This is a genomic window from Sinorhizobium sp. CCBAU 05631, from assembly GCF_002288505.1.
In the GTDB taxonomy this organism is placed as follows: domain Bacteria; phylum Pseudomonadota; class Alphaproteobacteria; order Rhizobiales; family Rhizobiaceae; genus Sinorhizobium; species Sinorhizobium fredii_C.
Map to the genome: position 1 here is coordinate 157,894 of NZ_CP023063.1, position 25,420 is coordinate 183,313.

General features: G+C 64.8%; 21 protein-coding genes. 12 read left to right on the forward strand and 9 right to left on the reverse strand.

The genetic code is table 11. From position 1 onward, the window contains the following. The first annotated feature begins 231 nt into the window (after positions 1-231). The 4 genes from SS05631_RS00745 (at position 232) to SS05631_RS00760 (ending at position 6,510) form a co-directional block, all read left to right on the forward strand. Complete coding sequence (locus SS05631_RS00745) at positions 232-3,906, forward strand: peptidoglycan-binding protein (RefSeq protein WP_037420517.1); 3,675 nt, start codon at positions 232-234, stop codon at positions 3,904-3,906. 384 nt (positions 3,907-4,290) lie between these two features. Beyond that, entirely contained in the window at positions 4,291-5,217 is a 927-nt protein-coding gene (locus SS05631_RS00750; protein WP_037420514.1) for a sulfite exporter TauE/SafE family protein, read from the forward strand. Next, positions 5,217-6,020, forward strand: coding sequence for a TIGR02186 family protein (locus SS05631_RS00755; protein WP_037420441.1), 804 nt, complete (start codon positions 5,217-5,219; stop codon positions 6,018-6,020). The genes SS05631_RS00750 and SS05631_RS00755 overlap by 1 nt, the downstream gene beginning before the upstream one ends. 253 nt (positions 6,021-6,273) lie before the next feature. Further along, entirely contained in the window at positions 6,274-6,510 is a 237-nt protein-coding gene (locus tag SS05631_RS00760) for an Lrp/AsnC ligand binding domain-containing protein (protein WP_037420438.1), read from the forward strand. 62 nt (positions 6,511-6,572) lie between these two features. Here SS05631_RS00760 and pdeM read toward each other — a convergent pair whose 3' ends face one another. The 4 genes from pdeM to SS05631_RS00780 all read right to left on the reverse strand — a co-directional run bounded on the left by pdeM (position 6,573) and on the right by SS05631_RS00780 (position 11,835). Beyond that, positions 6,573-7,298: a ligase-associated DNA damage response endonuclease PdeM gene (pdeM, locus tag SS05631_RS00765; protein WP_037420435.1), complete on the reverse strand. Its 726-nt coding sequence runs from the start codon at positions 7,296-7,298 to the stop codon at positions 6,573-6,575. Between the two features lie 230 nt (positions 7,299-7,528). Beyond that, positions 7,529-10,084, reverse strand: a complete 2,556-nt coding sequence (locus SS05631_RS00770; protein ID WP_037420432.1) for a ligase-associated DNA damage response DEXH box helicase — start codon at positions 10,082-10,084, stop codon at positions 7,529-7,531. 72 nt (positions 10,085-10,156) lie between these two features. After that, on the reverse strand, positions 10,157-10,792 hold the full coding sequence (locus SS05631_RS00775; protein ID WP_037420429.1) for a YitT family protein: 636 nt from the start codon (positions 10,790-10,792) through the stop codon (positions 10,157-10,159). A gap of 104 nt (positions 10,793-10,896) precedes the next feature. Then, the gene (locus tag SS05631_RS00780) at positions 10,897-11,835 is read right to left on the reverse strand and encodes a class I SAM-dependent methyltransferase (RefSeq protein ID WP_037420425.1); all 939 of its coding nucleotides are present in this window, start codon (positions 11,833-11,835) and stop codon (positions 10,897-10,899) included. Positions 11,836-11,980: 145 nt separating this feature from the next. Between SS05631_RS00780 and SS05631_RS00785 the strand changes: the two genes are divergently transcribed. The 3 genes from SS05631_RS00785 to SS05631_RS00795 are packed head-to-tail and all read left to right on the forward strand — an operon-like array spanning position 11,981 to position 14,169. Next, positions 11,981-12,247 carry a DUF6460 domain-containing protein gene (locus tag SS05631_RS00785; protein WP_037420422.1) on the forward strand — a complete coding sequence of 89 codons (267 nt, stop codon included), beginning with the start codon at positions 11,981-11,983 and terminating at the stop codon, positions 12,245-12,247. Positions 12,248-12,249: 2 nt separating this feature from the next. Further along, complete coding sequence (locus tag SS05631_RS00790) at positions 12,250-12,753, forward strand: CAP domain-containing protein (protein WP_037420419.1); 504 nt, start codon at positions 12,250-12,252, stop codon at positions 12,751-12,753. Positions 12,754-12,801: 48 nt separating this feature from the next. Continuing rightward, a complete protein-coding gene (locus SS05631_RS00795) occupies positions 12,802-14,169 on the forward strand; it encodes an MATE family efflux transporter (RefSeq protein WP_037420416.1) in 1,368 nt (455 codons plus the stop codon). Here SS05631_RS00795 and SS05631_RS00800 read toward each other — a convergent pair. Both SS05631_RS00800 and SS05631_RS00805 read right to left on the reverse strand, forming a co-directional pair. Continuing rightward, positions 14,145-15,233, reverse strand: coding sequence for a quinone-dependent dihydroorotate dehydrogenase (locus tag SS05631_RS00800; protein WP_037420413.1), 1,089 nt, complete (start codon positions 15,231-15,233; stop codon positions 14,145-14,147). The two genes, SS05631_RS00795 and SS05631_RS00800, sit on opposite strands and share 25 nt — an antisense overlap. Continuing rightward, positions 15,230-15,577 (reverse strand): DUF952 domain-containing protein, encoded by a 348-nt coding sequence (locus tag SS05631_RS00805; protein ID WP_037420410.1) that lies wholly within the window; start codon positions 15,575-15,577, stop codon positions 15,230-15,232. The genes SS05631_RS00800 and SS05631_RS00805 overlap by 4 nt, the downstream gene beginning before the upstream one ends. Before the next feature lie 119 nt (positions 15,578-15,696). Here SS05631_RS00805 and SS05631_RS00810 point away from each other — a divergent pair, with 119 nt between their 5' ends. Both SS05631_RS00810 and SS05631_RS00815 read left to right on the forward strand, forming a co-directional pair. Then, positions 15,697-16,128 (forward strand): hypothetical protein, encoded by a 432-nt coding sequence (locus SS05631_RS00810; protein WP_037420407.1) that lies wholly within the window; start codon positions 15,697-15,699, stop codon positions 16,126-16,128. Between the two features lie 77 nt (positions 16,129-16,205). Continuing rightward, positions 16,206-16,853, forward strand: coding sequence for a response regulator transcription factor (locus SS05631_RS00815; protein WP_037420404.1), 648 nt, complete (start codon positions 16,206-16,208; stop codon positions 16,851-16,853). Positions 16,854-17,057: 204 nt separating this feature from the next. Here SS05631_RS00815 and SS05631_RS00820 read toward each other — a convergent pair whose 3' ends face one another. Next, positions 17,058-20,564: a PAS domain-containing hybrid sensor histidine kinase/response regulator gene (locus SS05631_RS00820; RefSeq protein ID WP_037420400.1), complete on the reverse strand. Its 3,507-nt coding sequence runs from the start codon at positions 20,562-20,564 to the stop codon at positions 17,058-17,060. Positions 20,565-20,800: 236 nt separating this feature from the next. Here SS05631_RS00820 and mscL point away from each other — a divergent pair, with 236 nt between their 5' ends. Together mscL and SS05631_RS00830 are read left to right on the forward strand one after the other, a co-directional pair. Beyond that, complete coding sequence (gene mscL / locus SS05631_RS00825; RefSeq protein WP_037420397.1) at positions 20,801-21,229, forward strand: large conductance mechanosensitive channel protein MscL; 429 nt, start codon at positions 20,801-20,803, stop codon at positions 21,227-21,229. A gap of 106 nt (positions 21,230-21,335) precedes the next feature. Then, on the forward strand, positions 21,336-22,502 hold the full coding sequence (locus SS05631_RS00830) for a pyridoxal phosphate-dependent aminotransferase (RefSeq protein ID WP_037420394.1): 1,167 nt from the start codon (positions 21,336-21,338) through the stop codon (positions 22,500-22,502). Positions 22,503-22,751: 249 nt separating this feature from the next. Here SS05631_RS00830 and SS05631_RS00835 read toward each other — a convergent pair whose 3' ends face one another. Further along, complete coding sequence (locus SS05631_RS00835; protein WP_037427716.1) at positions 22,752-23,774, reverse strand: IS110 family transposase; 1,023 nt, start codon at positions 23,772-23,774, stop codon at positions 22,752-22,754. A 255-nt stretch (positions 23,775-24,029) separates the two neighbouring features. Here SS05631_RS00835 and galE point away from each other — a divergent pair, with 255 nt between their 5' ends. Beyond that, positions 24,030-25,064: a UDP-glucose 4-epimerase GalE gene (gene galE, locus SS05631_RS00840; protein WP_037425975.1), complete on the forward strand. Its 1,035-nt coding sequence runs from the start codon at positions 24,030-24,032 to the stop codon at positions 25,062-25,064. Between the two features lie 12 nt (positions 25,065-25,076). On the opposite strand, the gene SS05631_RS00845 is transcribed toward galE, so the two are convergent. Beyond that, positions 25,077-25,382, reverse strand: a complete 306-nt coding sequence (locus SS05631_RS00845; protein WP_037425973.1) for a chorismate mutase family protein — start codon at positions 25,380-25,382, stop codon at positions 25,077-25,079. Positions 25,383-25,420 lie beyond the last annotated feature (38 nt).

Sequence of the window (25,420 nt, forward strand, 5' to 3'; positions counted from 1 at the left end):
CTGACGAGGAAGATTAGGACGGGCGCAGATGGATAAATCGTTAAAAGATCCCGACGATTAACCGCTTGTTTACCACGTTTAATGAATTGTGGGCTGTGAGATGGTCAAAGCTGCAACCGGAAGGCTCGCATCGTTGTGGCTTTGCCCGCTTCGGCTGGGCCGCTGAAGAGGAACGGACTTAAACGCCCTTCCGCGGCTTCCATGATAGTCGACGACAGGGGCGAAGAGACAATGAACGGATCGCGATCCAATCCTCAGCGCGCAGGCAACCCGTCCTATGGCGACAGGCCGTCGCTCGATGCCCTCAACCGTACAATCGAGGGTCTCGAGGCCCGCATCGAGGGCCTGATGAGCAGCGTCAGCCGTGAGCAGCGCCAGCCGGAGCGTCCGGCAGCCCCGGCGAGCAACGCCGTCTCGGAAATCCTCGAACGCCAGCGGGCGCTCAGCGCCGGGCGCGAGCGATCGCCGTTGCGCGAGCGCCTTGCGGCGCGCGCCTCCGATCGCCCTGCGCCGCAGCGCCTTGCGGAAGAGCCGCGATACCAGTCCCCCCAGCCGGCGCCGGCGCACCCGTCGCGGCCCACCGCGGCAGCCGATATTGCCGAGGCTCTCGTCGGGCTGAGGCAGGATCTGAAGCGCGACATCAGCGATGGGCTTGCCCGGGAAATGCACGCCCTTCGTTCCGAAATCCGCGGCATCAAGGCGGAAGCCTCCGAGGATCGCAGCTACGCCGCCGATATCAGGACCGATCTGCAGCGGCTTGCCGACAGCATCAATCAGCTCGGACGCCAGGCACCCTCGGCGCAGGTCGACGCGCTGCGGGTCGAATTCGACGATCTCCGGGCGATGATCGACGGCCTGGCCCGCGAAGACAGCATGCGCCGCATGGAAAGCCGCTGGAGCGGCGTCGAGGATCGGCTGAACGCCTTCGACCAAAACCGGGACGACGAGCTTGTGGCGCTCGCCTATCGTCTCGACGAGATCAAGTCGCAGATCGGCACGCTGAACCCGGCCTCGGCCGTCGATGTGCTGGAGGACAAGCTGGTCGCGGTCGCCCGGGCGATCGAGATGCTCGGGCGCCAGATGGAGCCGGACGATAGACGCTTCGTCCCGCAGTTCGCCGAGCTCGATCAGCGGCTCGATGAGATCAGCCGTGCGGTCGCCGCCGGCCGCACGGCCACGAACCTCGACAGTGCCTTCGTCAACCGGCTGGAAAGCCGCCTCGGCGACCTCTCGCGGCAGATCGACAACATTGCCCGCCCGGACGCCGGCCTCGGCGCTAGGATTGAGGCGCTCACGGCGCGGGTCGAGGATCTCGCGGGGGAGAGGGCTGCGGCCCGGCTGGAGGAACGCCTCGACCAGCTTTCCGCGTTGCTCGAGCACGGCCAGCGCAACACGGTGCCGGAACTGACGGACTATCTCGCCGATATTTCGCGCAGGATCGAAGCCCTGGACCAGGGCAGCGTCAACGACGCCCTGGCCGAGCGGCTCGATTATCTCGCCCGCCGTATCGATGATCTCGACGGCCATGCCGGCGCGACGGCGCCCGACATGCGCTTCGAGCGGCTCGAAGACCGGCTTGCCGACATCGCGCAGCGCCTCGAGGAGACGCAAGCGGCGCCCTTCGACGATCGCGAGGCGCTGCGCAATCTCGAAGCGCAGATCGGCAATCTTTCGGCGCTCGTCAGCCAGTCGCATCAGGAGCCGGCAGGCGCAGCGCCGGTCGAGTTCGAAAGCCGCATGACGGCGCTCGAAGACTATCTCGCCACCAGCGACGAATATATCATCGAGGCCGCCCGGCAGGCCGCCGAGGCGGTGATGGAGGCCTATGCCAGAAACGGCACGCCGCAGGCCCCGGCCGGCACCGACATGGCGGCAATCTCGGCGCTTGCCGACGACCTCAAGGCGCTGGAGGAGCTCAGCCGGTCGAGCGAAGAACGCACGGCGCGCACTTTCGAGGCCCTGCATGACACGCTCGTCCACATCGCCGAGAAATTGGAACGGCTCGAAGAGCGGGAGCCGAATGCCGGAATTGCTGCCGCGGCGCGCGCCGCGCCGATGCCCAAGGCGGTGCAGCCGGAATTCGGCGGCGCCTTCGGCGATGCCGGTCAGCGGCAGGAATATCAGCCGGTTGAAACAGCGGCCGAAGGCGAAGCCGTCGTCGCAGTCGCAGCCGACCTGTCTTCCTCCGTTGAGGTTGCGACTGTCGCGCGGGACGAAACTCGAGTCGAGCCGCCCGCGGCAAAGGCTGGCCTGCTCGCCGGCCTGACCCGTCGCTTTTCCCCCAAGCGCAGCGAGACGGCACTCGCGCCGGCGCGCCAGATGGTCGAGCCCGCCCCCTCGATCGATCCGTCGGAAATGCTCGCGCCCGAGGACGCCAACCAGCTGCTCGAGCCGGGCTCCGGCGTGCCGGACGTCAAAAAGATACTCGAGCGGGTGCGGGCCGGGCAAATGGCCCGCGGCGGCCAGTCGGCTGCCGGCGTCGAAAAGGCGGACTTCATCGCTGCCGCACGCCGTGCGGCGCAGATGGCCGTCGAGGAAGCCGATTCGCTGAAGAGCGCCAAGGACAATAAGGGACCGTCTGCCATGGGTGGCGCCCTTGCCCGTCATCGCCGTCCGATCCTGATGGCGGTCGGCGCCGTTCTGCTGGCGATCATGTCCTATCCGCTGGTCAGCACGATGCTGAAGGGCCGGGACGTGGAAAACGTCCGGCCCGCCGCAGCGCTCGAGCGCAAGGCGGAAGCCGAAACCGCGCCGAAGGCCGCCGACGAGGGCGCTGCAAAGCCGCTTCCCGCCGTCGCGGCGGCAAAGCCTGCCGAACCGGCAGTGGCTGTGGCTCCGGTCGGCAAGACGGACACGCCGCCGCTTGCGGCGAAGGCTCCCGGCGCGGCGCCCGAGAAAGCTGCCGCGACCGCTCCGGCAACGGAGGCCGGCGGGGCACCGATGCTGCAGGCGGCAGTCATGCCGGCGCAGGCGAGTCCGGTCTCGACATTCCAGCCGGCGACCGCAGGCACGCCCGCGGCAGCGACTTTTGCCCCGCTGAAGGCGAACGAAATCGTTCTGCCCGAAGGTTTCGGCCCGCCGGCTCTGGTGACTGCGGCAAAGGGCGGCGATCCCCTCGCCTATTACGAGATCGGCACCCGCTTCACCGAAGGACGCGGCGCGAAGGAAGATCTTGCCGAAGCCGCAAAGTGGTATCATCGCGCCGCCGATGCCGGCGTCGTTCCGGCGGCCTACCGGCTCGCCAATCTCTACGAAAAGGGGGCAGGGGTAACCCGCGACGCGGCCAAGGCCAAGGCGCTCTACCAGAAGGCTGCCGAGGCGGGGAATGCCAGTGCGAGCCACAATCTTGCGGTCATGCTTGCCAGCGGCCGCGATGGTGCGCCCGATCTCGCCGCAGCCGTGAAATGGTTCGAGAAGGCGGCCAATCTCGGGGTCCGCGACAGCCAGTTCAACCTCGCCGTGCTCTATGCCCGCGGCAACGGCGTCGCTCAGAGCCTCGAGGAATCCTACAAGTGGTTCGCGATCGCCGCGGGCGACGGCGACAAGGACGCCGGTGAAAAACGCGACGAGATCGCCAAGGCTATGAAGCCCGGGGAGCTTGCGAACGCCAAGGCGAAAGTCGACGCCTGGAAGGTGCAGCCGGTCGACGCCGAAGCGAATTCGGTGGATGTGCCGGACGCCTGGGTGGGTCCCTCGACGAAGACGGCCTCCGTCGACATGACGAAGGCGGTTCGCAACATCCAGGCCATTCTCAACAACAACGGCTTCGAAGCCGGCGCCCCCGACGGGCAGATCGGCAAGAAGACGATTGCCGCGATCAAGGCATTCCAGAAGTCGATCGGTCACGAGCCGACCGGTGAAATCACCGATGAATTGGTAAGGGAATTGTTGAAGCGCAATTCGTGAGAGCCGGAGGCCCGTCTGCTCGACGTTTCTCCTGTGGACCGCGCCATGCTCGCCGCGCTCACCCGTCGCCGGACAAGCCGTCTATCGCTTGTGATCGGCGGCGGGTGCAAACTGCGGCTCCATGTCCCTGAAAAGGTTGACAGCTCCCGCCTGAGGGCGCATGAGCGGGGTGCCGTCCGGCGTCCCGTCGAGGACGCAGGCGGTCGGCCAAATGTCCCCGTGGTGAAATTCTTGCCACTTCGAAGCACGTCGCCGTGCCTTGCTCCGAGCGGGCGTGCGAATGCTCCAGCGTTGCACGATTCCTAAAGCGTTTCCGGGTTAGGAATTGTGCAGTTGCAATTTTTCACCCGCCCTGCGGGTCCGTTGTTACATCGAGGTTTGGCCGTGACGGTCTATCTGCCCATTGCAGAATTGTCGGTGAACATTCTCATCATTCTCGGCATGGGCGCGGCCGTCGGTTTCCTGTCGGGCATGTTCGGCGTCGGCGGCGGTTTCCTGATCACGCCGCTCCTGATCTTCTACAACATTCCGCCGGTGGTGGCGGTGGCGACTGGCGCGAACCAGGTGGTCGCCTCGTCGATCTCCGGGGCGATCACCCATTTCCGGCGCGGCACGATCGACATCAAGCTCGGAACGGTGCTGCTCTGCGGCGGCCTCGTGGGTGCGACGGTGGGTGTCTGGCTGTTTTCGCTGCTGCGCAGCATTGGTCAGCTCGATCTCGTCATTTCGCTGCTCTACGTGGTCTTGCTCGGTTCGGTCGGCGGGCTGATGCTCTGGGAGAGCATCATCGCCATGCGCAAGGCCGCCAAGAACCAGCCCACGCAATTGCGCCGGCCCGGCCAGCACAACTGGATCCACGGGCTGCCGTTGAAGATGCGCTTCAAGAAATCGAAAATCTATCTGAGCGTCATCCCGGTCGCCACGCTCGGCTTCTGCATCGGCATCCTGACCTCGGTCATGGGCGTCGGCGGCGGCTTCATCATGGTGCCGGCGATGATCTATCTCCTGCGCATTCCGACCAGCGTCGTCGTCGGGACCTCGCTGTTCCAGATCGTCTTCGTCTCCGCCTACACGGTCATCGTCCAGGCCTCGACCAACTATACGGTCGATATCGTGCTCGCCTTCGTGCTGATGATTGCCGGCGTCATCGGCGCCCAGTACGGCGTGCGCGTCGGCCAGCGGCTGCGCGGCGAACAATTGCGGGCGCTGCTGGCGCTGCTCGTGCTTGCCGTCGGCATTCGCCTGTCGATCGAGCTCATCATTCCGCCGAAGGACATCTACTCGGTCGTTTCAGCGGGGTTCGGCTTCTGATGCGCTCGCTCGCCCGTCTCGTTCTGCTTGTTCTCGCTCTTTCGGCCGCCTGGCCGGCATCGGCACAGTCTCTGGAGCGCGAGGTCGGCGACTTCCCCGAGAAGCTCGAGATCGGCATCTCGACGGACGAGATCTCCATCACCTCCGATTTCCGCGGTGCCGACCTGACGATCTTCGGCGCCATTGACGGCTTCGACGCGAACCTTCTCGCCCAGGGCAAGTACAACATCATCGTCGTCCTCGAGGGGCCGAAGGACAATGCGACGGTGCGCAAGAAGGAGCGCGTCTTCGGCATCTGGGTCAACACCCAGTCGATGACCTTCGAGCTCGTCCCGGAAGCCTATTCGCTGTCGAGCACGCGCGATATCGAGACGATCGCGCCGCCGCGCGACATCGCCAATATGGGCATCGGCGTCGATCATATGCGGCTGGTGCCGCTCGGCTTCATCGGCGACGGCAGCAGCCTCGGCGAGTTCCGCAACGCCTTCCGCCGCATCCGCGAAGAAAGCGGCGTCTACCAGCGCGATCCGGGCGGCGTGCAATTCATCAGCTCGAGCCTTTTCAAGGCTTCCGTCCGCCTGCCGGCGAACGTTCCGAACGGCGTCCATGTGGTGCGCGCCTATCTCTTCCGCGAGGGCCTCTTCGTCGCCGCCAAGGCCTTGCCGCTGAGGGTGGTGAAAACCGGCCTCGAACAGGCGATTACCCGCGCAGCGCACGAGCAGCCGCTCGTCTACGGCCTTCTTGCCGTGACGCTGGCGGTGATCACCGGATGGGGCGCGAGCCTGCTCTTCCGCAAGGATTGATGCAGAACTAAGCCGGGCGATAGCTTCGCGGGCACGTTCACTTTTGTACCGTGGCGGTTTAAGAGAGGCTGAAGATCAGCATGCCCCTCCGGTCCTTGCGCCGGCGGCGGCTACTGCATGTGTCCTTAAATCCACCTCGATTAAGGACAAAGACATGCAGCAATTCAAAGTGCTACAGCGACTTTGCGCGTCTGATAAGACGCGCGGCACTGTAGAATGGTCGGGAGCCAACTCCCGGAAGCAGAGGAAGCCCATGAAACCGATTTTCGTGCAACTGCAATGCGCTCCCGGCCGGACCTACGAGGTTGCCGATGAGATCTACCGCAAGGAACTCGTCTCGGAGATGTATTCGACGAGCGGCGATTACGACCTGCTCTTGAAGATCTATGTCGCGGAAGGCCAGGACATCGGCAAGTTCATCAATGACAATATCGCCAGCGTTCCGGGTATTTCCCGTTCGCTGACGACGCTCACCTTTAACGCCTTCTGATCGATTCCAATAGCGAGCGGGATGCGGGGGGAAAACCGCGCACACTTTTCCTCGAACCCGCTCTACCCCAAGAGGTTGGCAAAGCGCACCGAATAGATCCGGTCGCGGCCGAGCATGTGGGCGACAAGCCGCTCGCGCTCGAACAGGCCGCTCATCGCCCGGTGCCGGAGATCGAGCCCGCCGGTGGTGACGCCGAAGGCGGGCATCAGCAGCCGTCTGCCATCCGTCGCAAAGCAGGCGCGCCGGATGGAACGCTCCCGGCGCTTGACGGTTGCCGAGGGGTGCAGATGGCCGGCGATCTCACCGACGCCGTCCACCATCGACGGTTCGTGGCGAAAGACGAGGCCGGCGTGGCGCAGCTCGTCCATCGAGGCGCCGGGCAGTCCCGAGGTGCCGTCCGGATCGTGATTGCCGTTGATCCAGATCCAGTGGCGGCCGCGGGCCATCGCGGCGATCATCTGGCGGAAGCTGTCCGGCATTGCCGCCGATCCGCGCCGGTCGTGGAAGTTGTCGCCGAGGCTGATCACCGTTGAGGGATCATGGCGAAGAATGACGGCCTCGAGGATGCGCAGCGTCGCGAGCGTGTCGTAAGGCGGCAGCATCATCCCCCGCCTGGCGAAGGCGGAGCCTTTTTCGAGGTGGAGGTCGGAGACGACCAATGTCCGGCTGTCGGGCAGAAAGAGGCCGCCGAGCGGATCGCAGATGCCGGCGACGCCGCTGATCGTCGCGCGGGCCTGGAAAAAGGCGCCCGTTGCCGGAGCCGAGGTCGCGTGAAGAAGCCGATGCATCGTCACGCCGCCGTTCTCGGATGTAGGACGAGACCCCTCCCCAACCCCTCCCCACAAGGGGGAGGGGCTAGGTTGCCGCGCCCTCCGCGCGTCGTCTTTGCTCCAAGCGCCTGTAGAACCGTCGGAAGGGGCAAATCGGGGCCGCAGCGAAGCCCCTCCCTCTTGTGGGGAGGGGTTGGGGAGGGGTCTCCACTCCGAATAAGCCGGCGAGTCTCTCTCATACCGCTTTCCTATTCGCCTGCACCGTGCCCGATCCCCATTGCCTCGTTGATCAACTCATCGGCCGCCGCTTCCGTGAGCAGGAAATCCTGCGCTTCTCCGTGAACCGATTCCCGGCCGATTTCCAGCATGACCGGCACGGCGAGCGGCGAGATGCGGTCGAGTTGGCGGTGGGTGATGTGTCCCTTGATTCGCTTGAGCATAGAGCCGAGGCGGCCAATGTCCAAAAGTCCGGCCGCCGCGTCGTTGCGGGTCGCTTCGAGCAGGATGTGATCGGGCTCGTGCATCCGCAATACGTCGTAAATGAGGTCGGCCGAAACGGTGACCTGCCGGCCGGTCTTCTCCTTTCCCGGATGGCGCTGGTCGATCAGTCCGGCAATCACCGCGCAGGTGCGGAAGGTGCGCTTCAACAGGAAGGATTCGTTCAGCCAGGCCTCCAGATCGTCGCCGAGCATGTCCTCGTCGAAGAGCTCGGCGAGCGATGGCGCCCGCGTCTGGAACGCCGCGCCTAGATCGTCGATCGCCCATACGGCCAGCGAATAGTCGGTGGCGACGAAACCGAGCGGCTTCAGGCCGGCTCGGTCGAGGCGGCGGGTGAGCAACATGCCGAGGGTCTGGTGGGCGAGCCGCCCCTCGAAGGCGTAAGTGACCATGTAGTGGCGGCTGCCGCGCGGGAAGGTCTCGATCAGCAACTCGTCCTCGCCGGGCAGCATCGAAATGTCGCCCTGCAGCGCCAGCCAGTCGCGCACCTGGTCCGGCAGCGTGGCGCGCCGCGCCGGGTCGGCGAGCATCTTTCTCACCTGGGCTGCGAGATAGGTGGAGAGCGGGAACTTGCCGCCGGCATAGCTCGGCACCTTCGGGTCGAAGGAACAGGCCTGCGAAACGAGGCACTCGTTCTCGCGGATACCTTCGAAGCGCAGCACCTTGCCGGAGAAGAGGAACGTGTCGCCGGGCGACAGCATTTCGAGGAAATATTCCTCCACCTTGCCGAGCGGCATGCCGCCGCGGCCGAGCGAGCCGCGTGCATTCCGTTTCACCATGCGCACGTTCAGCATCGGCGATTCGACGATCGTGCCGACATTCAGCCGGTATTGCTGCGCGACCATAGGGTTGGAGATCCGCCACCGCCCTTCCTTGGTCTTGCGGATGCGGGCGTAGCGCTCATAGGTGCGAAGCGCATAGCCGCCGGTGGCAACGAGGTCGACGACCCGCTCAAAGGTTTCCCAGGGAAGATCGGCATATGGGGCCGCGGTGGTGATCTCGTCATGAAGCTCGACCGCGTCGAAGGGTCTGGCGCAGGCCATGCCGAGCACGTGCTGCGCCAGCACGTCGAGCGCGCCCCTGCCGACCGGCGGCGTATCCTGGGCGCCGATATAATTGGCATCGAGGGCGGCCTGGCATTCCATCACCTCGAAGCGGTTGGCCGGCACGAGGATCGCCCGGCTCGGCTCGTCCATGCGGTGGTTGGCGCGGCCGATCCGCTGCGCCAGCCGGCTCGCCCCCTTTGGCGCGCCCACATGGACGACCAGGTCGACGTCGCCCCAGTCGATGCCGAGGTCGAGCGTCGAAGTGGCGACGACGGCGCGCAGCCGGTTCTCCGCCATCGCGGCTTCCACCTTGCGGCGCTGGGCGACGTCGAGCGAGCCGTGATGGAGTGCGATCGGCAGGTTGTCGTCGTTGATCGTCCAGAGCTCCTGGAAAAGCATCTCCGCCTGACTGCGCGTATTGACGAAGAGCAGCGTCGTGCCGTGCTGTTTGATCGCGGCATAGACGTCCGGGATCGCATAGCGGGCCGAGTGCCCCGCCCAGGGCACGTGGTTGTCGCCGCGCAGGATGGAGATTTCAGGTTTTGCACCGCCGGATACGGTGATCAACCCGGCATGGCTTTGCTCGCCGGGAGGTTGGCCGACAAGCCAGCGCTGCAGTTCCATCGGTTCGGCGACCGTCGCCGAAAGGCCGATCGTCTGCAAGCCGGGCGCCAAGCGGCGCAGCCGTGCGAGGCCAAGGGCAAGCAGATGGCCGCGCTTCGAGGTGACGAGCGAATGCAGCTCGTCGAGCACCACATAGCGCAGGTTTTTGAAGAAGCGCTCAGCCTCGCCGTCGGCGATCAGCAGGGCAAGCTGCTCCGGCGTCGTCAGCAACAGGTCGGGTGGGTTGAGCTTCTGGCGCTGCCTCTTACCCTGCGGCGTGTCGCCGGTGCGGTTCTCGATCCTGACCGGCAGGCCCATCTCGTTGACCGGCTTCATCAGATTGCGCTCGATATCGACGGCGAGCGCCTTAAGCGGCGAGATATAGAGCGTGTGGATACCGACGAAAGCAGAGCCGGGCGGTACTTTGCCGCGCCGCGTGAGATCGACGAGCGACGGCAGGAAGCCGGCAAGCGTCTTGCCCGCACCGGTCGGCGCGATCAGCAGCGTGCTTTCCCCCGCTTCGGCGCGCGACAGCAATTCGAGTTGATGGGCGCGCGGCCGCCAGCCCTTTTCGGCGAACCAACGCAGAAAAGGCGCGGTCAACGTCACGGCGTTGCTTTCCGGCAATGGGGGATCGATCCTGTTCACGGGGAACAAAGGTAGATCAAACGCGGCAAAAGAGAAGCCTGTACCTCTTCATGCCCGCGATTGCTGGAGGCCAACCAAGCTTCAAAGTGCGATATATCGATCGGCGCGGTGGTTGATTGCCACGAAGAGGTTGAGGACGACCGCGCCGAGCACCGACCACAGAACGACCCAGGGCGTCGTGACCGCGAAGGCAACAGCCAGCACCCCCAGGTCGATCGACAGCTGCACGAGGCCGGCGCGGATGCCGAAGCGCTCCTGCAGATAGACGCCGAGGATGCCGACGCCGCCGAGGCTGGCGCGGTGGCGATAGAGCGCCAGGACACCGTAGCCGAGCAGCAGCCCGCCGAGAAGCGCCGCCCAGCCGGGATGGATCTGACCGATCTCGAAAAGCCGCGACTGTACGTCGGCCAGGATCGAGGTGAGCCCGATGGCGATGAAGGTCTTGATGGAGAAGGCAGCACCGAGCCGCTTGAGCGACAGGTAGAAGAACGGCAGGTTGAGCAGGAAGAAGGCGAGGCCGAAATTCACGCCGGTCGCATAGTGCAGCAGGAAGGCGACACCGGCGGTGCTTCCGGTCAGCAGTCCGGCACTCGCCAGGAAATAGAGGCCGAGGGCGGCGACGAGGCTGCCGGAAAAGACGCCCTGCACATCCTCGACCGGCGTGTGCCTGGTGGGGCTGGTGTTCCAGAGACCGAAAACGCTGCTCATCTGTGCCATGGTAAACTCCCGCGAAGAGCTCCACCATTTGCTGCGGCGCACAGGAATAATCAAGAAAAATATGTAAGCATTGCTGACCTATTTTCGCAGGTCAGCGTTGCGGTTCATGCAGGCTTGCGGGCGAGAAACAGGATGCCGGCAATCGGCAGGCCGGCATCCATGCGAATGACCCTCCGTTCGACGGCAATCATCTCGAGCCGAAAGTCGGCACAGAGCGAAGCGACATAGGCTTCCGAGTGCGCGTAGCGCAGCGATGGCCGGAGCAGGAAGTCGCGCTCGTCTGCCGCGTCCTCGACGGAGAAAGCAAACAGCCCGTCCGGCTTCAGAAGCCGCTCCGCGATGGCGAAGGCGCTTTCGAGATTGCCGAGATACATCAGCACGTCGGCGGCGCTGACGAGATCCGCGCGCCCTTCCGCCAGTTCGCCGAAGAGGCCGCAACTGTCCGGCTGCAGCGACAGGTCCGCCTGGCCCAGCCAGTCGTAGAGCGCCTTGCCTTCCGCCTTGGCCAGCATGTTGGCCGAGAGATCGAAGCCTTCGAGAAAGGCGGTGCGGCTGCGGATGCGCTCACCGAAGAGCCCCGTGCCGCAGCCGAGATCGGTGACATGACGAAATTTTTGCCCGCCGATCGCACGCTCGATCAGCGCCGCGAGCTTTTCTGGAACGCTGTAGCCGAGTTTCTCGACCAGCGCCTGATCGAACCGCTCGGCATAGTCGTCGAAGAGCCGCTCCACATAGGTGCTCGGCGGTTGCTCCGGCGTATCGGCCGCACCGAGCAGGGCCAGTTTCAGGCTGGCGCCGAAAATGTCCTCCGGGTTGAGGCGAAGCGCGTTGCGCAAGGCCGCGACCGCCGCCTCTTTTCGGCCCGATTTCTCCTCATAGTCCGCCAGCCGGAACCAACCGGCCGCCCAGTTCGGCACCAGTTCCAGCGCTTGGGCCATAAGCTCGGCCGCGCCCTGGTGGTCGCCGCTTTCGGCGAGCATCTTCGCATAGTCGGCGCGACGATCGGTGATCAGATCGCCGGAGGAAAGCTGGTTTGCGGCCATGAGGGTGACGGGTTTGTTTGCGACGGACGCTTCTGGCGCCGGACGCGGCAAAACACAAGCGGAATCTGAGGGCCCCCGACTCGCGCGGCTTGCGAGGCCGGACCGAGCGGCTTATGTGGGATGGAAACAGGAGAATTTTTCGCTGATGTCGGACGGCGTAAACAGATTTCTCGGTGATTCACCGCTGCGCGTGCTGGTCAAGCTCGTCGTCGTGTCGATCCTCGTCGGCTTCGTCATGACCGTTTTCGACTGGCGCCCGATGGACCTTCTCGATGGTATCCGCGACTTCGTCGTCGACCTCTGGCTCACCGGCTTCGCGGCGCTGGGGCGCGTCGGCGACTACCTGCTGCTCGGCGCGGCCGTGGTCATTCCTGCCTTCATCATCCTCCGTCTCTTCAGCTATCGGCGCTAAGCATGCAGGACCAGTTCTTTCTTCCGCGCAGGCGGCTCATTCTGCGTGCCGGTGCCGTGATGTCGCTTGGGCTCCTCGCCGGATGCTCGGCCTCCGGCCTCCTTACGCCCGACGACGGCACCGGCAGCGACCAGACCGAGGCGACGCTCGGCTATGTTAATTCGCTACGCAAGGGCAGGGGGCTGACGACGCTCGCGCGCGATCCCGCCGCATCCGTCGCCGCCATGCACCAGGCCGCCCGCATGGCACGCGCCGGCAAGATGAAGCACAATATAGGCTGGCGCGACGATTTTGCCGATCGGATGAAGGGCGATGGCGTCACTCTTCCGGCCGCCGAGAACATCGCCATGGGCCAGAACAACGCCGAGCGCGCCTATGAAGCCTGGTTCAATTCGCCGAAGCACCTTCAAAATATGCTCGGCAGCTATCGCGGCTTGGGCGTGGCGGTGGCGCAAAATAGCGCTTCCGGAAACCGACCCTATTGGGCCATGGTGCTGTCCGGCTGAGTTGATTCCCCAAGATCGCCTTGCGGAGACGGCCGCGGGGTAGCGACGATGTCTGCCATGGAAAGCCTCGAGCGTGAAAGGCTTGCCCGCGAAGCGGGTCCGTTCGACGTCACCAACCGGCTGATTTTCTCGATCGCCCTGCCGATGACGCTCGGCTTCCTGACGACGCCGCTCCTCGGCCTCGTCGACACCGGCGTCGTCGGCAGGCTCGGCCGGGCCGAGATGCTCGCCGGCCTCGCGGTCGGCGCCGTCCTGTTCGATCTGATCTTCACCACCTTCAATTTCCTGCGCGCCTCGACCACCGGCCTCGTAGCGCAGGCCTATGGCCGTGGCGACCGGCGCGAACAGCAGGCGGTGTTCTGGCGCTCGCTGGTGATCGCGCTCTTCTGCGGCATCGCCATCGTCCTGTTGTCGCCGCTGCTGCTCGCACTTGGTCTGTGGCTGATGGCGCCCGGCCCGGAAGTGGCGGCGGTGACAAGCACCTATTTTCTCTATCGGATTCTTTCCGGTCCGGCGGCGCTTGCCAATTACGCCATCCTCGGATTCGCCCTTGGTCGCGGCGACGGCTCGATCGGCCTCTTGCTGCAGACCATCATCAACGGCACCAATATCGTGCTGTCGATTTTGCTGGGACTGGTCCTCGGCTGGGGCGTGTCAGGGGTTGCGATCGGGACTGTCGCGGGCGAACTGATCGGCGCGCTTGCGGGCTTTGCGATCGTCTACGGCCGTTTTGACAAGAGGGACGCGCCGGACTGGGCGGCGATCTTTGCCGGCGACCGGCTCAAGGCGCTGTTCGGTCTCAATCGCGACATCATGATCCGTTCCTTCGTGCTGCTCGCCGCCTTCACGCTGATGACCCGGATCGGCACGTCCCTCGGCCCGGTGACGCTCGCGGCCAATGCGGTGCTGATGACCATTTTCCTGGTCGCCGGCTATTATCTCGACGGCCTCGCCAATGCGGCCGAGCAGCTGACTGGCCGCTCGATCGGCGCCGCCTACCGCCCGGCTTTCGATCGAGCGCTCAGAATGACAGCGTTTTGGTCGCTGGGCCTCGCCTTGATGATGACGATGTTGTTCCTCGCCTTCGGCAACATTCTCGTCGATCTTTTGACGACGGCGCCGGATGTGCGCGCGCTCGCCTATGAATATATGCCCTGGGCGGCGATAACGGCGCTCACCGGCGCCATGGCCTTCCTGATGGACGGCGTCTTCATCGGCGCCACCTGGTCGCGCGACATGCGCAACATGATGCTGGCCGCCTTCCTCGTCTATGGGGCGGCGCTCGCCGTTCTCGTGCCGGTCTTCGGCAATCACGGCCTGTGGGCGGGGCTCAACCTGTTCCTGCTGCTGCGCGGCCTGTTCCTGGTGATGCTGCTGCCACGGCGGGCCGCTCAGACGTTCCGCCCGGCCCAGTAGTCGAGACGGCTGTCGCGGATCTCGCGGATCGAGGCAAGCTTCTCCCGATCGCAGAGCGCCGAGAGGCCGCGGACGATCCGGCCGGGAAGCGACGGCCCCTCATAGACCATGCAGGAATAGAGCTGTACCAGGTCTGCGCCGGCGCGGATCTTTTCCGCCGCCGTCTCCGCCGAACTGACGCCGCCGACGCCGATGATCGGCAGGTTCGGCCCGACGCGCTTGCGCATGCGGGCGAGCACCGCCGTCGACTTCTCGAAGAGCGGCTTGCCGGAAAGGCCGCCAGCCTCCTTGGCCTGCCGCTGGTCCCTGAGACCTTCGCGCGACAGCGTTGTGTTGGAGACGATCAAACCGTCGAGATCGTGCGCCAGCATCTCCGCCGCGATGTCGTCCATGCCCTCTTCGGTCAGATCAGGGGCGATCTTCAGGAACACTGGAACGCGTCGTCCGCTCTTCGCGGTCTCGTCGTCGCGGGCGGCGAGCACGGCCGAAAGCAGCGCCGCCAGGCTTTCGCGCGCCTGCAGGTCGCGCAGGCCGGGCGTGTTCGGCGAGGAGATGTTGGCGGTGAAATAGCGGGCGACGGCGTGGAAGGTGCGGATGCCGGCGACATAGTCGGCGATCCGGTCGGCGCTGTCCTTGTTGGCGCCGATATTGACGCCGATCAGCGCCTGGCGCGAGCAGCCCTGGAGGCGCGCCAGCGCCGCACCGTGCCCGTCATTGTTGAAGCCGAGCCGGTTGATCACCGCCTCGTCCTCGACGAGCCGGAAAATCCGCGGCTTATCATTGCCCTGCTGCGGCCGCGGCGTCACCGTGCCGATCTCGGTGAAGCCGAAGCCGAGCCTCAACAGCGCCTCCGGCACCTCGGCATTCTTGTCGTAGCCGGCGGCCATACCGACCGGATTCGGAAAGACGAGGCCAGCAATGGTCTGCTCGAGCCTGGCATCGGCGGGCGCGGCACAGCCCGGCACGACGCCGCTCTTCAGCGCCTTGATCGAGAGCCCGTGGGCGGTTTCGGAATCTAGGAGGAACAGGCCGCGGCGGGCCAGGCGTTCGAGAGCACCGGTCATGGCGCAAGCTCGGGGAAAATATGCGTGCCGTCGGCGCCGAGCGGCAGCGGTTTTTCCCACAGCACGGCGTCGAGCCTCAGCGCCGCATAGAGATGCGGAAACAGCGCGCCACCGCGCGACGGCTCGTAGACGAGCTTGTCGCCGAGCGCTTCTGCGTCGACGGCGACGATGAGAAGGTCCGTCTGGCCCTCGAAATGCCGTGCCGCAGTCTCGGCGACCTGCTCGCCCGTCGAGAAGTGAATGAAGCCGTCGGCGAGATCGACGGGCGCGCCCGCGAATTGTCCGGCCCGCCTGGCTTCCTGCCATAGAAGCGCCGGAACGATCTTGTATATGGTAGCGTTCATCTTTGTCCGCCCGTCGTCATGATTCCGAGCCATGGCCTTGCCGCAAATAACGGCGCGTGTCCACCGCGGTTCACCTGATCGAACGCGGATTTCCGTCAGTCTCCAAGGGAGAGGATGTCATGAGGAAGGTAATCGCGGTGCTCGTCTTCGGCCTGGGGCTTGGGTGCGCCCTTCCGGCCGCAGCGCAGGCACCCACGCCGGGGCGCTACAGCATGCAGAAATCTGAGACGGGATTCGCCCGGCTCGACACGGAGACCGGCGAGGTCACGCTCTGCCAGGAAAAGAACGGTGAGCTCGTCTGCCGCATGGCCGCCGACGAGCGTGCCGCCTTCGAGCGGGAACTCGACCTTCTGACGAAACGGATCGAAGCCTTGGAAAAGGCCGTGCAGAGTGGGACGGCAGCCGCGAAACCCGATCTTCCGACCGACGAAGAGATTGACCGGACCATGAGCATCATGGAAAGAATGATGCGCAAGTTCATGGATATCGTGAAGGAACTCGAGGGTCGCGATCCCGCAGGCGAAGGTGGATCGGTCCCCGACAAGACCTGAACGTCGTGAACAAGCACCGAGTGGCACGCGGAGGACGAAGCCGATCGGTTCCGGGGCTCTTGGGAGGGAGCGTCATCATGCCCGACATGACCATCATCATTGCTGACGACCATCCGCTGTTCCGCGGCGCAATGCGCCAGGCGCTGAGCGGCATGGGCGGCGCGCCCGCCGTCGTCGAGGCCGGTGATTTCGCCGCTGCCCGCAAGGCTGCGGCGGACAATCCCGATGCCGACCTGATGCTTCTGGATCTCACCATGCCGGGCGTCAGCGGCCTGTCCGGCCTGATTGCGCTACGCGCCGAATTCCCGAGCCTGCCGGTGATGATCGTCTCGGCCCATGACGATCCGGCGACCATTCACCGCGCCATCGATCTCGGCGCGGCGGGCTTCCTCTCGAAATCCGCCGGGATCGAGGAGATCCGCGACGGAATCGGCAAGGTCATGGCCGGCGAAATCTTCGTCCCGGTCGGCTACGACCGGAACCAGGAATACGAGCCGGAGATGGCCGACCTCCTGCATCGCCTGCAGACCCTGACGCCGCAGCAATCGCGTGTCCTGTCCATGCTCGCCGAGGGCCTGCTCAACAAACAGATCGCCTACGAGCTCGGCGTCTCCGAGGCGACCATCAAGGCGCATGTCTCGGCGATCCTGCTGAAGCTCAATGTCGACAGCCGCACCCAAGCGGTGATTCAGCTTTCCAAGCTCGGCAGCGTCGCGGCGGCTTAGCGATCCCGCTTGCGGCGTTTGGCCCCTCATCCCGCTGCTGCGACCTTCTCCCCCGCAGGCGGGGAGAAGGGGCATGCCGCCACGTCTCGCTTCTTTCGCCGGCGGATTCGGGGAACCGGGAGCGAGCCGCGCGTCCCTTCGCCCCGCGTACGGGGAGAAGGTGCCGGCAGGCGGATGAGGGATTGTAACCAAGTGAAACGATTGCTATTCCGCCGCCGCCCGTGCCGCTGCGGCAAGCTGCGTCAGCCAGGCGCGCAAGGCGGCCGGGCGCACCGGCTTGTGTTGTAGAGAGACGCCGTCGCGCTCGGCGGCACCGCGGACCTCCGGGGTGCGGTCGGCGGTTACCATCAGCGCCGGAATGCTCTCTCTCCAGCGCGCCCGGATGGAGGCGATCGCGTCGATGCCGGTGCCGTCCCCGAGGTGGTAGTCGGCGACGATCGCATCGGGCCGCAGCGGCAGGTGTTCCGGGCCGATCTTGTCGCAGGCGGCGACCGATTCCGCCGTCGTGACGGTGCAGCCCCAGCCGCCCAGCAGCAGCGCCATGCCCTCGAGGATCTTCGGTTCATTGTCGATGCAGACTACAGTCAGCCCGCTCAGCGCGTCGCTCGACTTCGGCGCGGCGACCGGCTGCGGCCTTGTCCGTTCGGCGGCGCTGGTATCGAGCGGCACGGCAACCTTGAAACCGGTGCCCTTTCCCGGCTCCGACTGCAGGCTGACCGGATGGTTCAGCACACGCGAGATGCGGTCGACGATCGAAAGTCCGAGGCCAAGCCCGGCGGCCGTGCGCGCCCCTTCGTCGAGGCGCGCGAATTCCTTGAACACGGTGCGGAACTTTGACGCCGGAATGCCGATGCCGGAATCGAGCACTTCGATCGTTGCCGTCTGCCTATGCCGGCGCACGCCGACGAGAACCTTGCCCTCAAGCGTGTATTTGATCGCATTGGAAACGAGATTTTGGACGACGCGTCTCAAGAGGTTCGGGTCGCTGCGCACGACAAGCGAGGTTGGCATGACCGTGAACTCTATGTCCTTCGCCCGCGCCATCGGCGCGAAATCCGTCTCGATCCGCCGTAAGAGATCATCGAGCGGCACGGCCTGTAGCCGCGGCTTCATCGCGCCGGTGTCGAGCCGCGAGATATCGAGCACGGCACCGAGTATCGCCTCCACCGATTCGAGCGAGGAGTCGATGTTCTGGACCAGCGCCCTGTTGTCGGAATCTCCGAGCCGCTCGACGAGCGATGAGGAGTAGAGGCGCGCCGCGTTCAGGGGCTGCAGGATGTCGTGGCCGGCGGCCGCGAAGAAGCGGGTCTTGCCGATATTGGCGTCTTCGGCGGCGGCGCGCGCCTCGCCAAGTTCTTTGTTGACCCGCGTCAACTCGCTCGTCCGCTCGGCGACGCGCAGTTCCAGCGTTTCGTTCGCCTGCTTCAGCGCCATGTCGGCGGCGACCCGCGGGGTGATGTCGGTATAGGTGGTGACGATGCCCTTGTCGGGCATGGCGTTGGTCCGCACCTCGACGATACGGGCGCCGTTGCCAAGTTCCAGCAGGAACGGCTTGTCGAGCGTCAGGAAATTGGCGACCAGCGTCTTCTCATAGTCTTTGCGGATGTCGCCGCGGCGCGCCAGGATCGCCACGATGTCGGCAAGCGGGAAGCCGACCTGGCCGGCCGCCTCGGGCAGATCGAGCAGCTCCCGGAAACGGCGGTTCCAGATGATCAGGTTGCTGGCATTGTCGAAGACGGCGATGCCCTGGTCCATCTGCGAGAGCGCCGTCTGCAGCATGTCCTGGTTATGCTGCAGCGCCTCGCTCGCCTGGTCGAGCAGCCAAGCGGTGTCCGAAGAGGTGTCGTCCATTCGCTGCAGCACCAGCGAAAACACCAGCCGGGCCGAGGAGGAACCGATGGCGCTGCCAAGCAATTGCTCGGAAAAATGGACGAGGGCCATGTCGGCGGAGGCGTTTTCGTCGAGCCAGCGGCCGGATTGCTGCTCATAAGTGTGGAACGAGCGCTGCATGCGCTCCTCGCCCATGTAGCGGGCGATCGTAGTCTTTAGGTCGCGTACCGTCACCTTCGTCTTGCGGCCGCGGAAGGCCCGTTCCGTGCGCGATCGGCGGGTGATGAAGACGCCGGCCTGGAAGCGCTCGAGCGGCTTCGGCGCCCGGGTCAGCGAGCCGAGCACATAGGCGCTGACGTTGACTAGCATGCTGAGGGCCGACGCATTGACGAGCGGGTCGGACTGCGGCCCCGAAAAAACATCCGTAAACGGTAGGAGGAAGCTCAGGATCGTCGAGGCCACGTGAGAATTGTCGGGCCCGCCGAGGCTCGGCAGAAACAGCACATAGGCCCAGACGAGGAAGCCGCTGACCATTCCGGCAATCGCGCCGCGGGCGTTTGCCTGCCGCCAGACGAGGCCGCCGATGAGCGCCGGCGCCATCTGCGAGATGGCGGCGAAGGAGAGCAGCCCCAGCGAGGCGAGGCCGGAGCTCATGTCTGCCGAGCGATAGTAGCCGTAGCCGAGCAGCAGCACGACAAAGATCGCGGTGCGGCGGATGTTGAGCAGCGTCCCGGCCACGCTCTCCTGCAGGGTGCCGCGGGTGCCGAGCCTCTGGCGCAGGAAGACCGGCATGACGATGTCGTTGGAGATCATGATCGACAGTGCCACCGAGGCGACGATGACCATGGCCGTGGCGGCGGAAAAGCCGCCGATGAAGGTGAGGAGCGTGATCAACGGCACGTCGCTGGCGAGCGGCAGGGCCAAGAGATAGAGGTCGGCGTCGCCAGAGCCGGAGAAGGTCAGGATGCCGGCAATGGCGATCGGCAGGACGAAGAGGTTGATGGCGATCAGATAGAGCGGAAACAGCACCCCGGCGGTACGCAGCTCGTTCTCGGTGCGGTTTTCGACGACGGTGACGTGGAACTGCCGCGGCAGCATGATGATGCCGAAGGCGGAGAGCACGATCAGCAGGATCCAGCGGGCGGCGGGCGTCTGGTATTCGAGGGCGGAAAGGACGGCGGGACTTTGTCGGGCCGCCTCCAACAGATTCGCCGGCCCGTCGAACAGGACGAAGACGATGTAGAAGCCTGCCGTCAGCATGGCGACGAGCTTGACGACCGATTCCATCGCGATCGCCAGGATCAGCCCGTCCTGATGCTCGGTGGCATCCGTGTGGCGGGTGCCGAAGACGATCGCGAAGCAGGCGAGGAAGAGGGTGACGAGCAGCGGCAGGTCGATGAAATTTTCGCCCGCGCCGATGCCGTAGTCGCTGGTGTCGATCATCGCGGCGACCGAGCTCGAGACCGCCTTGAGCTGAAGGGCAATATAGGGAATGGCGCCGACCAGCGAGATCAGTGCGACGATCGCCGCCACCGCCGGGTTCTTGCCGTAGCGCGCCGCTACGAAATCGGCGACCGAGGTCAGTTTCTCGGTCTTGGCGAGCCGCACGATCCTGCGGATCAGCGGCATGCCGAGCGTGAACATCAGGATCGGCCCGATATAGATGCCGGTGAACTCGAGCCCATGCTCGGCGGCGAGCCCGACGCCGCCGAAATAGGTCCAGGAGGTGCAGTAGATCGCCAGGCTCAGCGCATAGACCAGCGGCCTGCCCTTGCTGGCAATCCTGCTTCTGCTGGCCCGCCGGTCGCCGTAGCTTGCGACCGCGAAGAGCAGTAGCAGATAGGCGAAGGCCGAGGCGAAAATGACCGAACCCGAAAGCATGCCTCACTCCTCGACGGGCAGCATAGGGCAAGTCCATCCCATTGAGAATTGGCTGCTTTATGCGTCTTAAGTCCAAGACGCGACGGGGCAGCCGTCGCGCGCCACGGGCCGCTGCCCGCCTTGATCGCGAACGGCGGTTCCATCGCTCCGAGCTTTGGTCTAGTTTCCTACCAGCGGTTGCCGCGCGGGACAGGCGCGGCCGAGCGTTCAAGGACGGGGATATTACGGAGAGACGCATGCTGAACGAATTCAAAGAGTTTATCGCCCGCGGCAATGTGATGGACCTGGCGGTCGGCGTGATCATCGGCGCTGCCTTCACCAAGATCGTCACCTCGGTCGTCGACGATCTCGTCATGCCGGTGGTCGGCGCGATTACCGGCGGCGGTTTCGATTTTTCGAATTATTTTCTGCCGCTTTCCGCCAATGTCACCGCCCCGACGCTGGCCGCAGCCCGCCAGCAGGGCGCGGTCTTTGCTTATGGCAGCTTCATCACGGTGTTCATCAACTTCCTGATCCTTGCCTGGATCATCTTCCTGCTGGTCAAGGGGGTGAACCGCATCCGCGCCTCGGTGGAACGAGAGAAGGCACCGGAGCCGGCCGCGCCGCCGCCTGAGGATGTGCGGCTGCTGTCGGAAATACGGGATATCTTGAAGCAGCGGGCCTGACGGCAGCGAAATCATCACAGAAATCGATAAGTTCGTCAGAGAAAATCGTGTGATCACGGGTGCGAAAACGTCTAGAAGCGGCGGGCAATTCAGGAGGCCGCCGCTGATGACGACCATGACCAGCCTTAGTCCCCGCGCTCTTGCGGCGCCCGAAAGCGGCATCGTCGAAGTGGTGAACTATGCCCGTGGTCGCGATGGCCTGATCCCGCTCTGGGTCGGTGAGGGCGATCTTCCGACACCGGACTTCATCAGCCGGGCAGCGGCCGACGCGCTGGTGGCCGGCCAGACCTTCTATACGTGGCAGCGCGGCATCCCGCCGCTGCGCGAGGCGTTGGTGCGCTATTATCAGCGCCGCTTCCAAAAGACGCTCGCGCCGGAGAATTTCTACGTCACCGGATCCGGCATGCAGGCGATCAAGCTTGCGATCGAGGCAATCGCTTCGCCCGGCGACGAGATGGTTCTCCTGACCCCGGCCTGGCCGAATTTCGCCGCCGCCGCGGACCTCTCCGGCGTCCGGCCGGTCTCGGTGCCGCTGCGCTTCGAGAACGGCAAATGGCAGCTCGGCCTCGACCGCCTTGCGGCGGCGATCGGCGATAAGACGCGGGCGCTGTTCATCAACACGCCGTCCAATCCGACCGGATGGACGGCGTCGCCCGACGATCTCAAGGCCATCTTGGCGCTGGCGCGCAGGCATGGCATCTGGATCATCGCCGATGAGATCTACGCGCTCTACTACTATCTCGGCCGACGCGCGCCGTCCTTCCTCGACATCATGGAGGACGACGACCGCATCCTCTTCGTCAACTCCTTCTCCAAGAACTGGGCGATGACTGGCTGGCGCGTCGGCTGGATCGTGGCGCCGCCGGCCATGGGCCAAGTGCTTGAGAACCTGATCCAGTATTCGACCTCCGGGGTCGCCCAATTCATGCAGCGCGGCGCCGTCGTCGCCCTGGACGAAGGCGACGCTTTCGTCGACGACAACGTCACCAAGGCCCGACGCAATCGCGACCTGCTCTGCGACACGCTGATTGCCACCAATCGCGTCGAGACCCTGAAGCCCGACGGGGCGCTTTACGCCTTCCTGAAGATCGACGGCGTCACGGATTCGCGCCGGGCGGCGATCGACATCGTCGACAAGACCGGGGTCGGACTGGCTCCGGGAACGGCTTTCAGCGAGGGCGGGTCGCTGTTCATGCGCGCCTGCTTCCTGCGTGACCCGGCCCAGATCGCAGAGGCCGCGGACCGTCTGCGCACCTATATCCTCGACCGCTGATTCATATGTGGACGCCCCCTATGGCAAGGGCTTTTTGTCGGGTGGTTTGATCGGTTGCTTTCATATGTCCGGCCTGTTTGTGCGGTATGAAGTTTGACCGCTGGCCCTGATGGAAATCCGCCGATGAGGACCCTGATCAAGCTGGCGCGCGTTTGAAGCGCATTGAATCAGACGGGTTGGCCTCACCATTGGCTCGATCGTTACACATCATCGACTGCCGTTACCAATTCCGGTTCTCTGGGATTGAACTCAGGCGATCATTTCATGGGCCCGATAGGCTTCCTTGCGGGTCAGCACGACCCATGCGATCCGCGCGAGTTTATTGGCGAGGGCAACGGAGACCAGCCTGAACGGCTTTTTCTCCAGGAGCTTTCTGATCCAGTTCGCCAGGGGCGTTGCCTTGTCCTTCGTATGACGGATAACGGCGGTGGCGCCGACGACGAGCAACCTCCGCAAGTATCGGTCTCCCTGCTTGGAGATGCCGCCGAGCTGGGTTTTTCCTCCGGTCGAACACTGCTGCGGCGTCAGGCCGAGCCAGGCGGCAAATTGCCTGCCGGAGCGGAATTGCTCGGGATCGGTGACGGTGGCGGCGACCGCCGTGGCTGTGACTATGCCGAGGCCGGGGATAGCGGAAAGCCTGCGACTGGCCTCGCTGTCGGCATGCCAAGCGAGAAGTTGCTGATCCAGCGCAGCGATCTCATCGGTAAACACCAGGATCTGCCGGATCAGAATGTCCAGCGTGGTCCGGGCATAGGAGGGCAAGCTGCTCTCGCCAGACAGCGCTTGCTGCGCCAACTTTGCCAGATTGGCAATGCCTGGATTGGCGACAAAGCCGAGTTCAGCCAGATGCGCCCGCAACGCATTTGCGACCATGGTGCGTTGGCGAACGAGCAGCGACCTCGCGCGATGCGTCATGAGAATGCTCTGCTGCGCCACCGTCTTCACAGGCACGAACCGCATCGTCGGGCGCTGCACGGCTTCGCAGATTGCCTCGGCATCCAGCGCGTCGCTCTTGCCGCGCTTCACATAGGCCTTCACGTACGATGGGGGAATGAGCCGAACCTCGTGCCCCATGGCGGCGAGCGTCCGAGCCCAATGGTGCGCTGTGCCACACGCTTCCATTCCGATTAGGCAGGGTGGCAGCTTCGAGAAGAAGGGCAGCATCTGCTTGCGATGCAGCCGTTTCACCAGCACGGTGCCGCCTGCCTCATCGACACCATGCGCCTGAAACACGCTCTTGGCCAAATCCAATCCAACGGTCGTGATCTGCATTGTCAACGCTCCTCTTATTGCTGCGGGGTAACTGGCCGGCATCATAGCGGCAACCGCCGGCGCGGGGGCGTCCACATCATCAAGATTCGTCCGTTGCGGGCCGATCGATAAAATCCGAATGATTGCCGTGGCGGGTGCTTAACCACCGCCGCAGGAATAGCCGGTGAAGAGCGGCGCCGGCGCCGCGATTTACCAATTCCGTAAGCATCGCCCGTCTTTCCTGTTCCCGGGTTCAATCGGGGGTGGAAGGCAGCCATGGCCATATTGGTGACAGGCGGAGCGGGCTATATCGGCAGCCATATGGTTTGGTCGCTGCTCGACGCGGGAGAGACCGTCGTCGTGCTCGACAGCCTGACGACCGGCTTCCGCTGGGCGGTGGCGCCGGAGGCGCGCTTCTATTTCGGTGACGTGGGCGACCGGGCGGCGCTGGCGCGGATCTTCGCCGAGAACGAGATCGACGCGGTCGTCCATTTTGCCGGCTCGGCCGTTGTACCGGAATCGGTTGCCAAACCGCTCGCCTATTACGAGAACAACACGGCGAAAACGCGCACCCTGATTGCCGCGACGATAGAGGCCGGCGTGCGCCGCTTCGTCTTCTCATCGACGGCTGCCGTCTACGGCACCCAGGAGACGCCGGATCCGGTCAAGGAAACGGCGGCCCTGCGTCCGGAAAGCCCCTATGGCCGTTCCAAGCTGATGTCGGAAATCATGCTCGAGGACGCGGCGGCGGCGCATGATTTCAGTTACGTGGCGCTTCGCTATTTCAATGTGGCCGGCGCCGATCCGCTGGGGCGTGCGGGGCAGTCGACCTTCAGCGCCACGCATCTCATCAAGGTCGCCTGCGAAGCCGCGCTCGGCAGGCGCCGCAAGGTCGATGTTTTCGGCACCGACTATCCGACGGCGGACGGCACCGGCATTCGCGATTACATCCATGTCAGCGACCTGGTTGCCGCCCATCGGAAAGCGCTTGAATATCTAAGCGGTGGGGGCGGTCCGCTGGTCAGCAATTGCGGCTATGGCGAAGGCTTTTCCGTGCTGCAGGTTCTCGACACGGTGCGGCAGGTTTCCGGCCGCGACTTCCGCATCGATTACGGGCCGCGTCGCCCGGGCGACGCGGCCCAGGTCGTCGCCGATCCGACCGTCGCGCGATTGAAGCTCGATTGGGTGCCGACCCATGCGAGCCTCGAACATATCGTTCAGAGTGCCTTCGATTGGGAAGGCTATCTCAGTCGCAAGAACAGTTTCGACGATGGTCGCGGCGACGACGGACGCCTTGTCGCCAACGGCTGAAGGGCCGGAGCCTTACTCCTCGTCTTCGCCGAGGAGCTTGCGCTCATGCGCGATCGCATGGTCGATGAGCTGTGTCCACAAGCGCTCATAGAAGTCCGGGTCGAGCCCGAATTTGATCGCGTGCCTGCGGGCATTCTCCCGGACCTCTGCGACGCGCGCCGGAATGTCTGCCTTGAGATACAGCGGGCGCTTGATCTCGGCAGCCCGGTCGATATAGCCCCAGCGTTCGGCAAAGAGCGCCATCAACGCGCGGTCGAGCCGATCGATCTGAGCGCGCACATCCGCCATCGTCGTGCATTCTGCGGGGGTCTTTGGCATGTCCGGCTCCTGCCGGGGCGGATCGCGCCCCGTTCCAT

Coding starts and splice junctions, on each gene's coding strand:
- SS05631_RS00745 (WP_037420517.1), top strand. CDS start 232: ATGAACGGATCGCGATCCAATCCTCAGCGCGCAGGCAACCCGTCCTAT.
- SS05631_RS00755 (WP_037420441.1), top strand. CDS start 5,217: ATGCGCTCGCTCGCCCGTCTCGTTCTGCTTGTTCTCGCTCTTTCGGCC.
- SS05631_RS00760 (WP_037420438.1), top strand. CDS start 6,274: ATGAAACCGATTTTCGTGCAACTGCAATGCGCTCCCGGCCGGACCTAC.
- pdeM (WP_037420435.1), bottom strand. CDS start 7,298: ATGCATCGGCTTCTTCACGCGACCTCGGCTCCGGCAACGGGCGCCTTT.
- SS05631_RS00775 (WP_037420429.1), bottom strand. CDS start 10,792: ATGGCACAGATGAGCAGCGTTTTCGGTCTCTGGAACACCAGCCCCACC.
- SS05631_RS00780 (WP_037420425.1), bottom strand. CDS start 11,835: ATGGCCGCAAACCAGCTTTCCTCCGGCGATCTGATCACCGATCGTCGC.
- SS05631_RS00785 (WP_037420422.1), top strand. CDS start 11,981: ATGTCGGACGGCGTAAACAGATTTCTCGGTGATTCACCGCTGCGCGTG.
- SS05631_RS00790 (WP_037420419.1), top strand. CDS start 12,250: ATGCAGGACCAGTTCTTTCTTCCGCGCAGGCGGCTCATTCTGCGTGCC.
- SS05631_RS00795 (WP_037420416.1), top strand. CDS start 12,802: ATGTCTGCCATGGAAAGCCTCGAGCGTGAAAGGCTTGCCCGCGAAGCG.
- SS05631_RS00800 (WP_037420413.1), bottom strand. CDS start 15,233: ATGACCGGTGCTCTCGAACGCCTGGCCCGCCGCGGCCTGTTCCTCCTA.
- SS05631_RS00805 (WP_037420410.1), bottom strand. CDS start 15,577: ATGAACGCTACCATATACAAGATCGTTCCGGCGCTTCTATGGCAGGAA.
- SS05631_RS00810 (WP_037420407.1), top strand. CDS start 15,697: ATGAGGAAGGTAATCGCGGTGCTCGTCTTCGGCCTGGGGCTTGGGTGC.
- SS05631_RS00815 (WP_037420404.1), top strand. CDS start 16,206: ATGCCCGACATGACCATCATCATTGCTGACGACCATCCGCTGTTCCGC.
- SS05631_RS00820 (WP_037420400.1), bottom strand. CDS start 20,564: ATGCTTTCGGGTTCGGTCATTTTCGCCTCGGCCTTCGCCTATCTGCTA.
- mscL (WP_037420397.1), top strand. CDS start 20,801: ATGCTGAACGAATTCAAAGAGTTTATCGCCCGCGGCAATGTGATGGAC.
- SS05631_RS00830 (WP_037420394.1), top strand. CDS start 21,336: ATGACGACCATGACCAGCCTTAGTCCCCGCGCTCTTGCGGCGCCCGAA.
- SS05631_RS00835 (WP_037427716.1), bottom strand. CDS start 23,774: ATGCAGATCACGACCGTTGGATTGGATTTGGCCAAGAGCGTGTTTCAG.
- galE (WP_037425975.1), top strand. CDS start 24,030: ATGGCCATATTGGTGACAGGCGGAGCGGGCTATATCGGCAGCCATATG.
- SS05631_RS00845 (WP_037425973.1), bottom strand. CDS start 25,382: ATGCCAAAGACCCCCGCAGAATGCACGACGATGGCGGATGTGCGCGCT.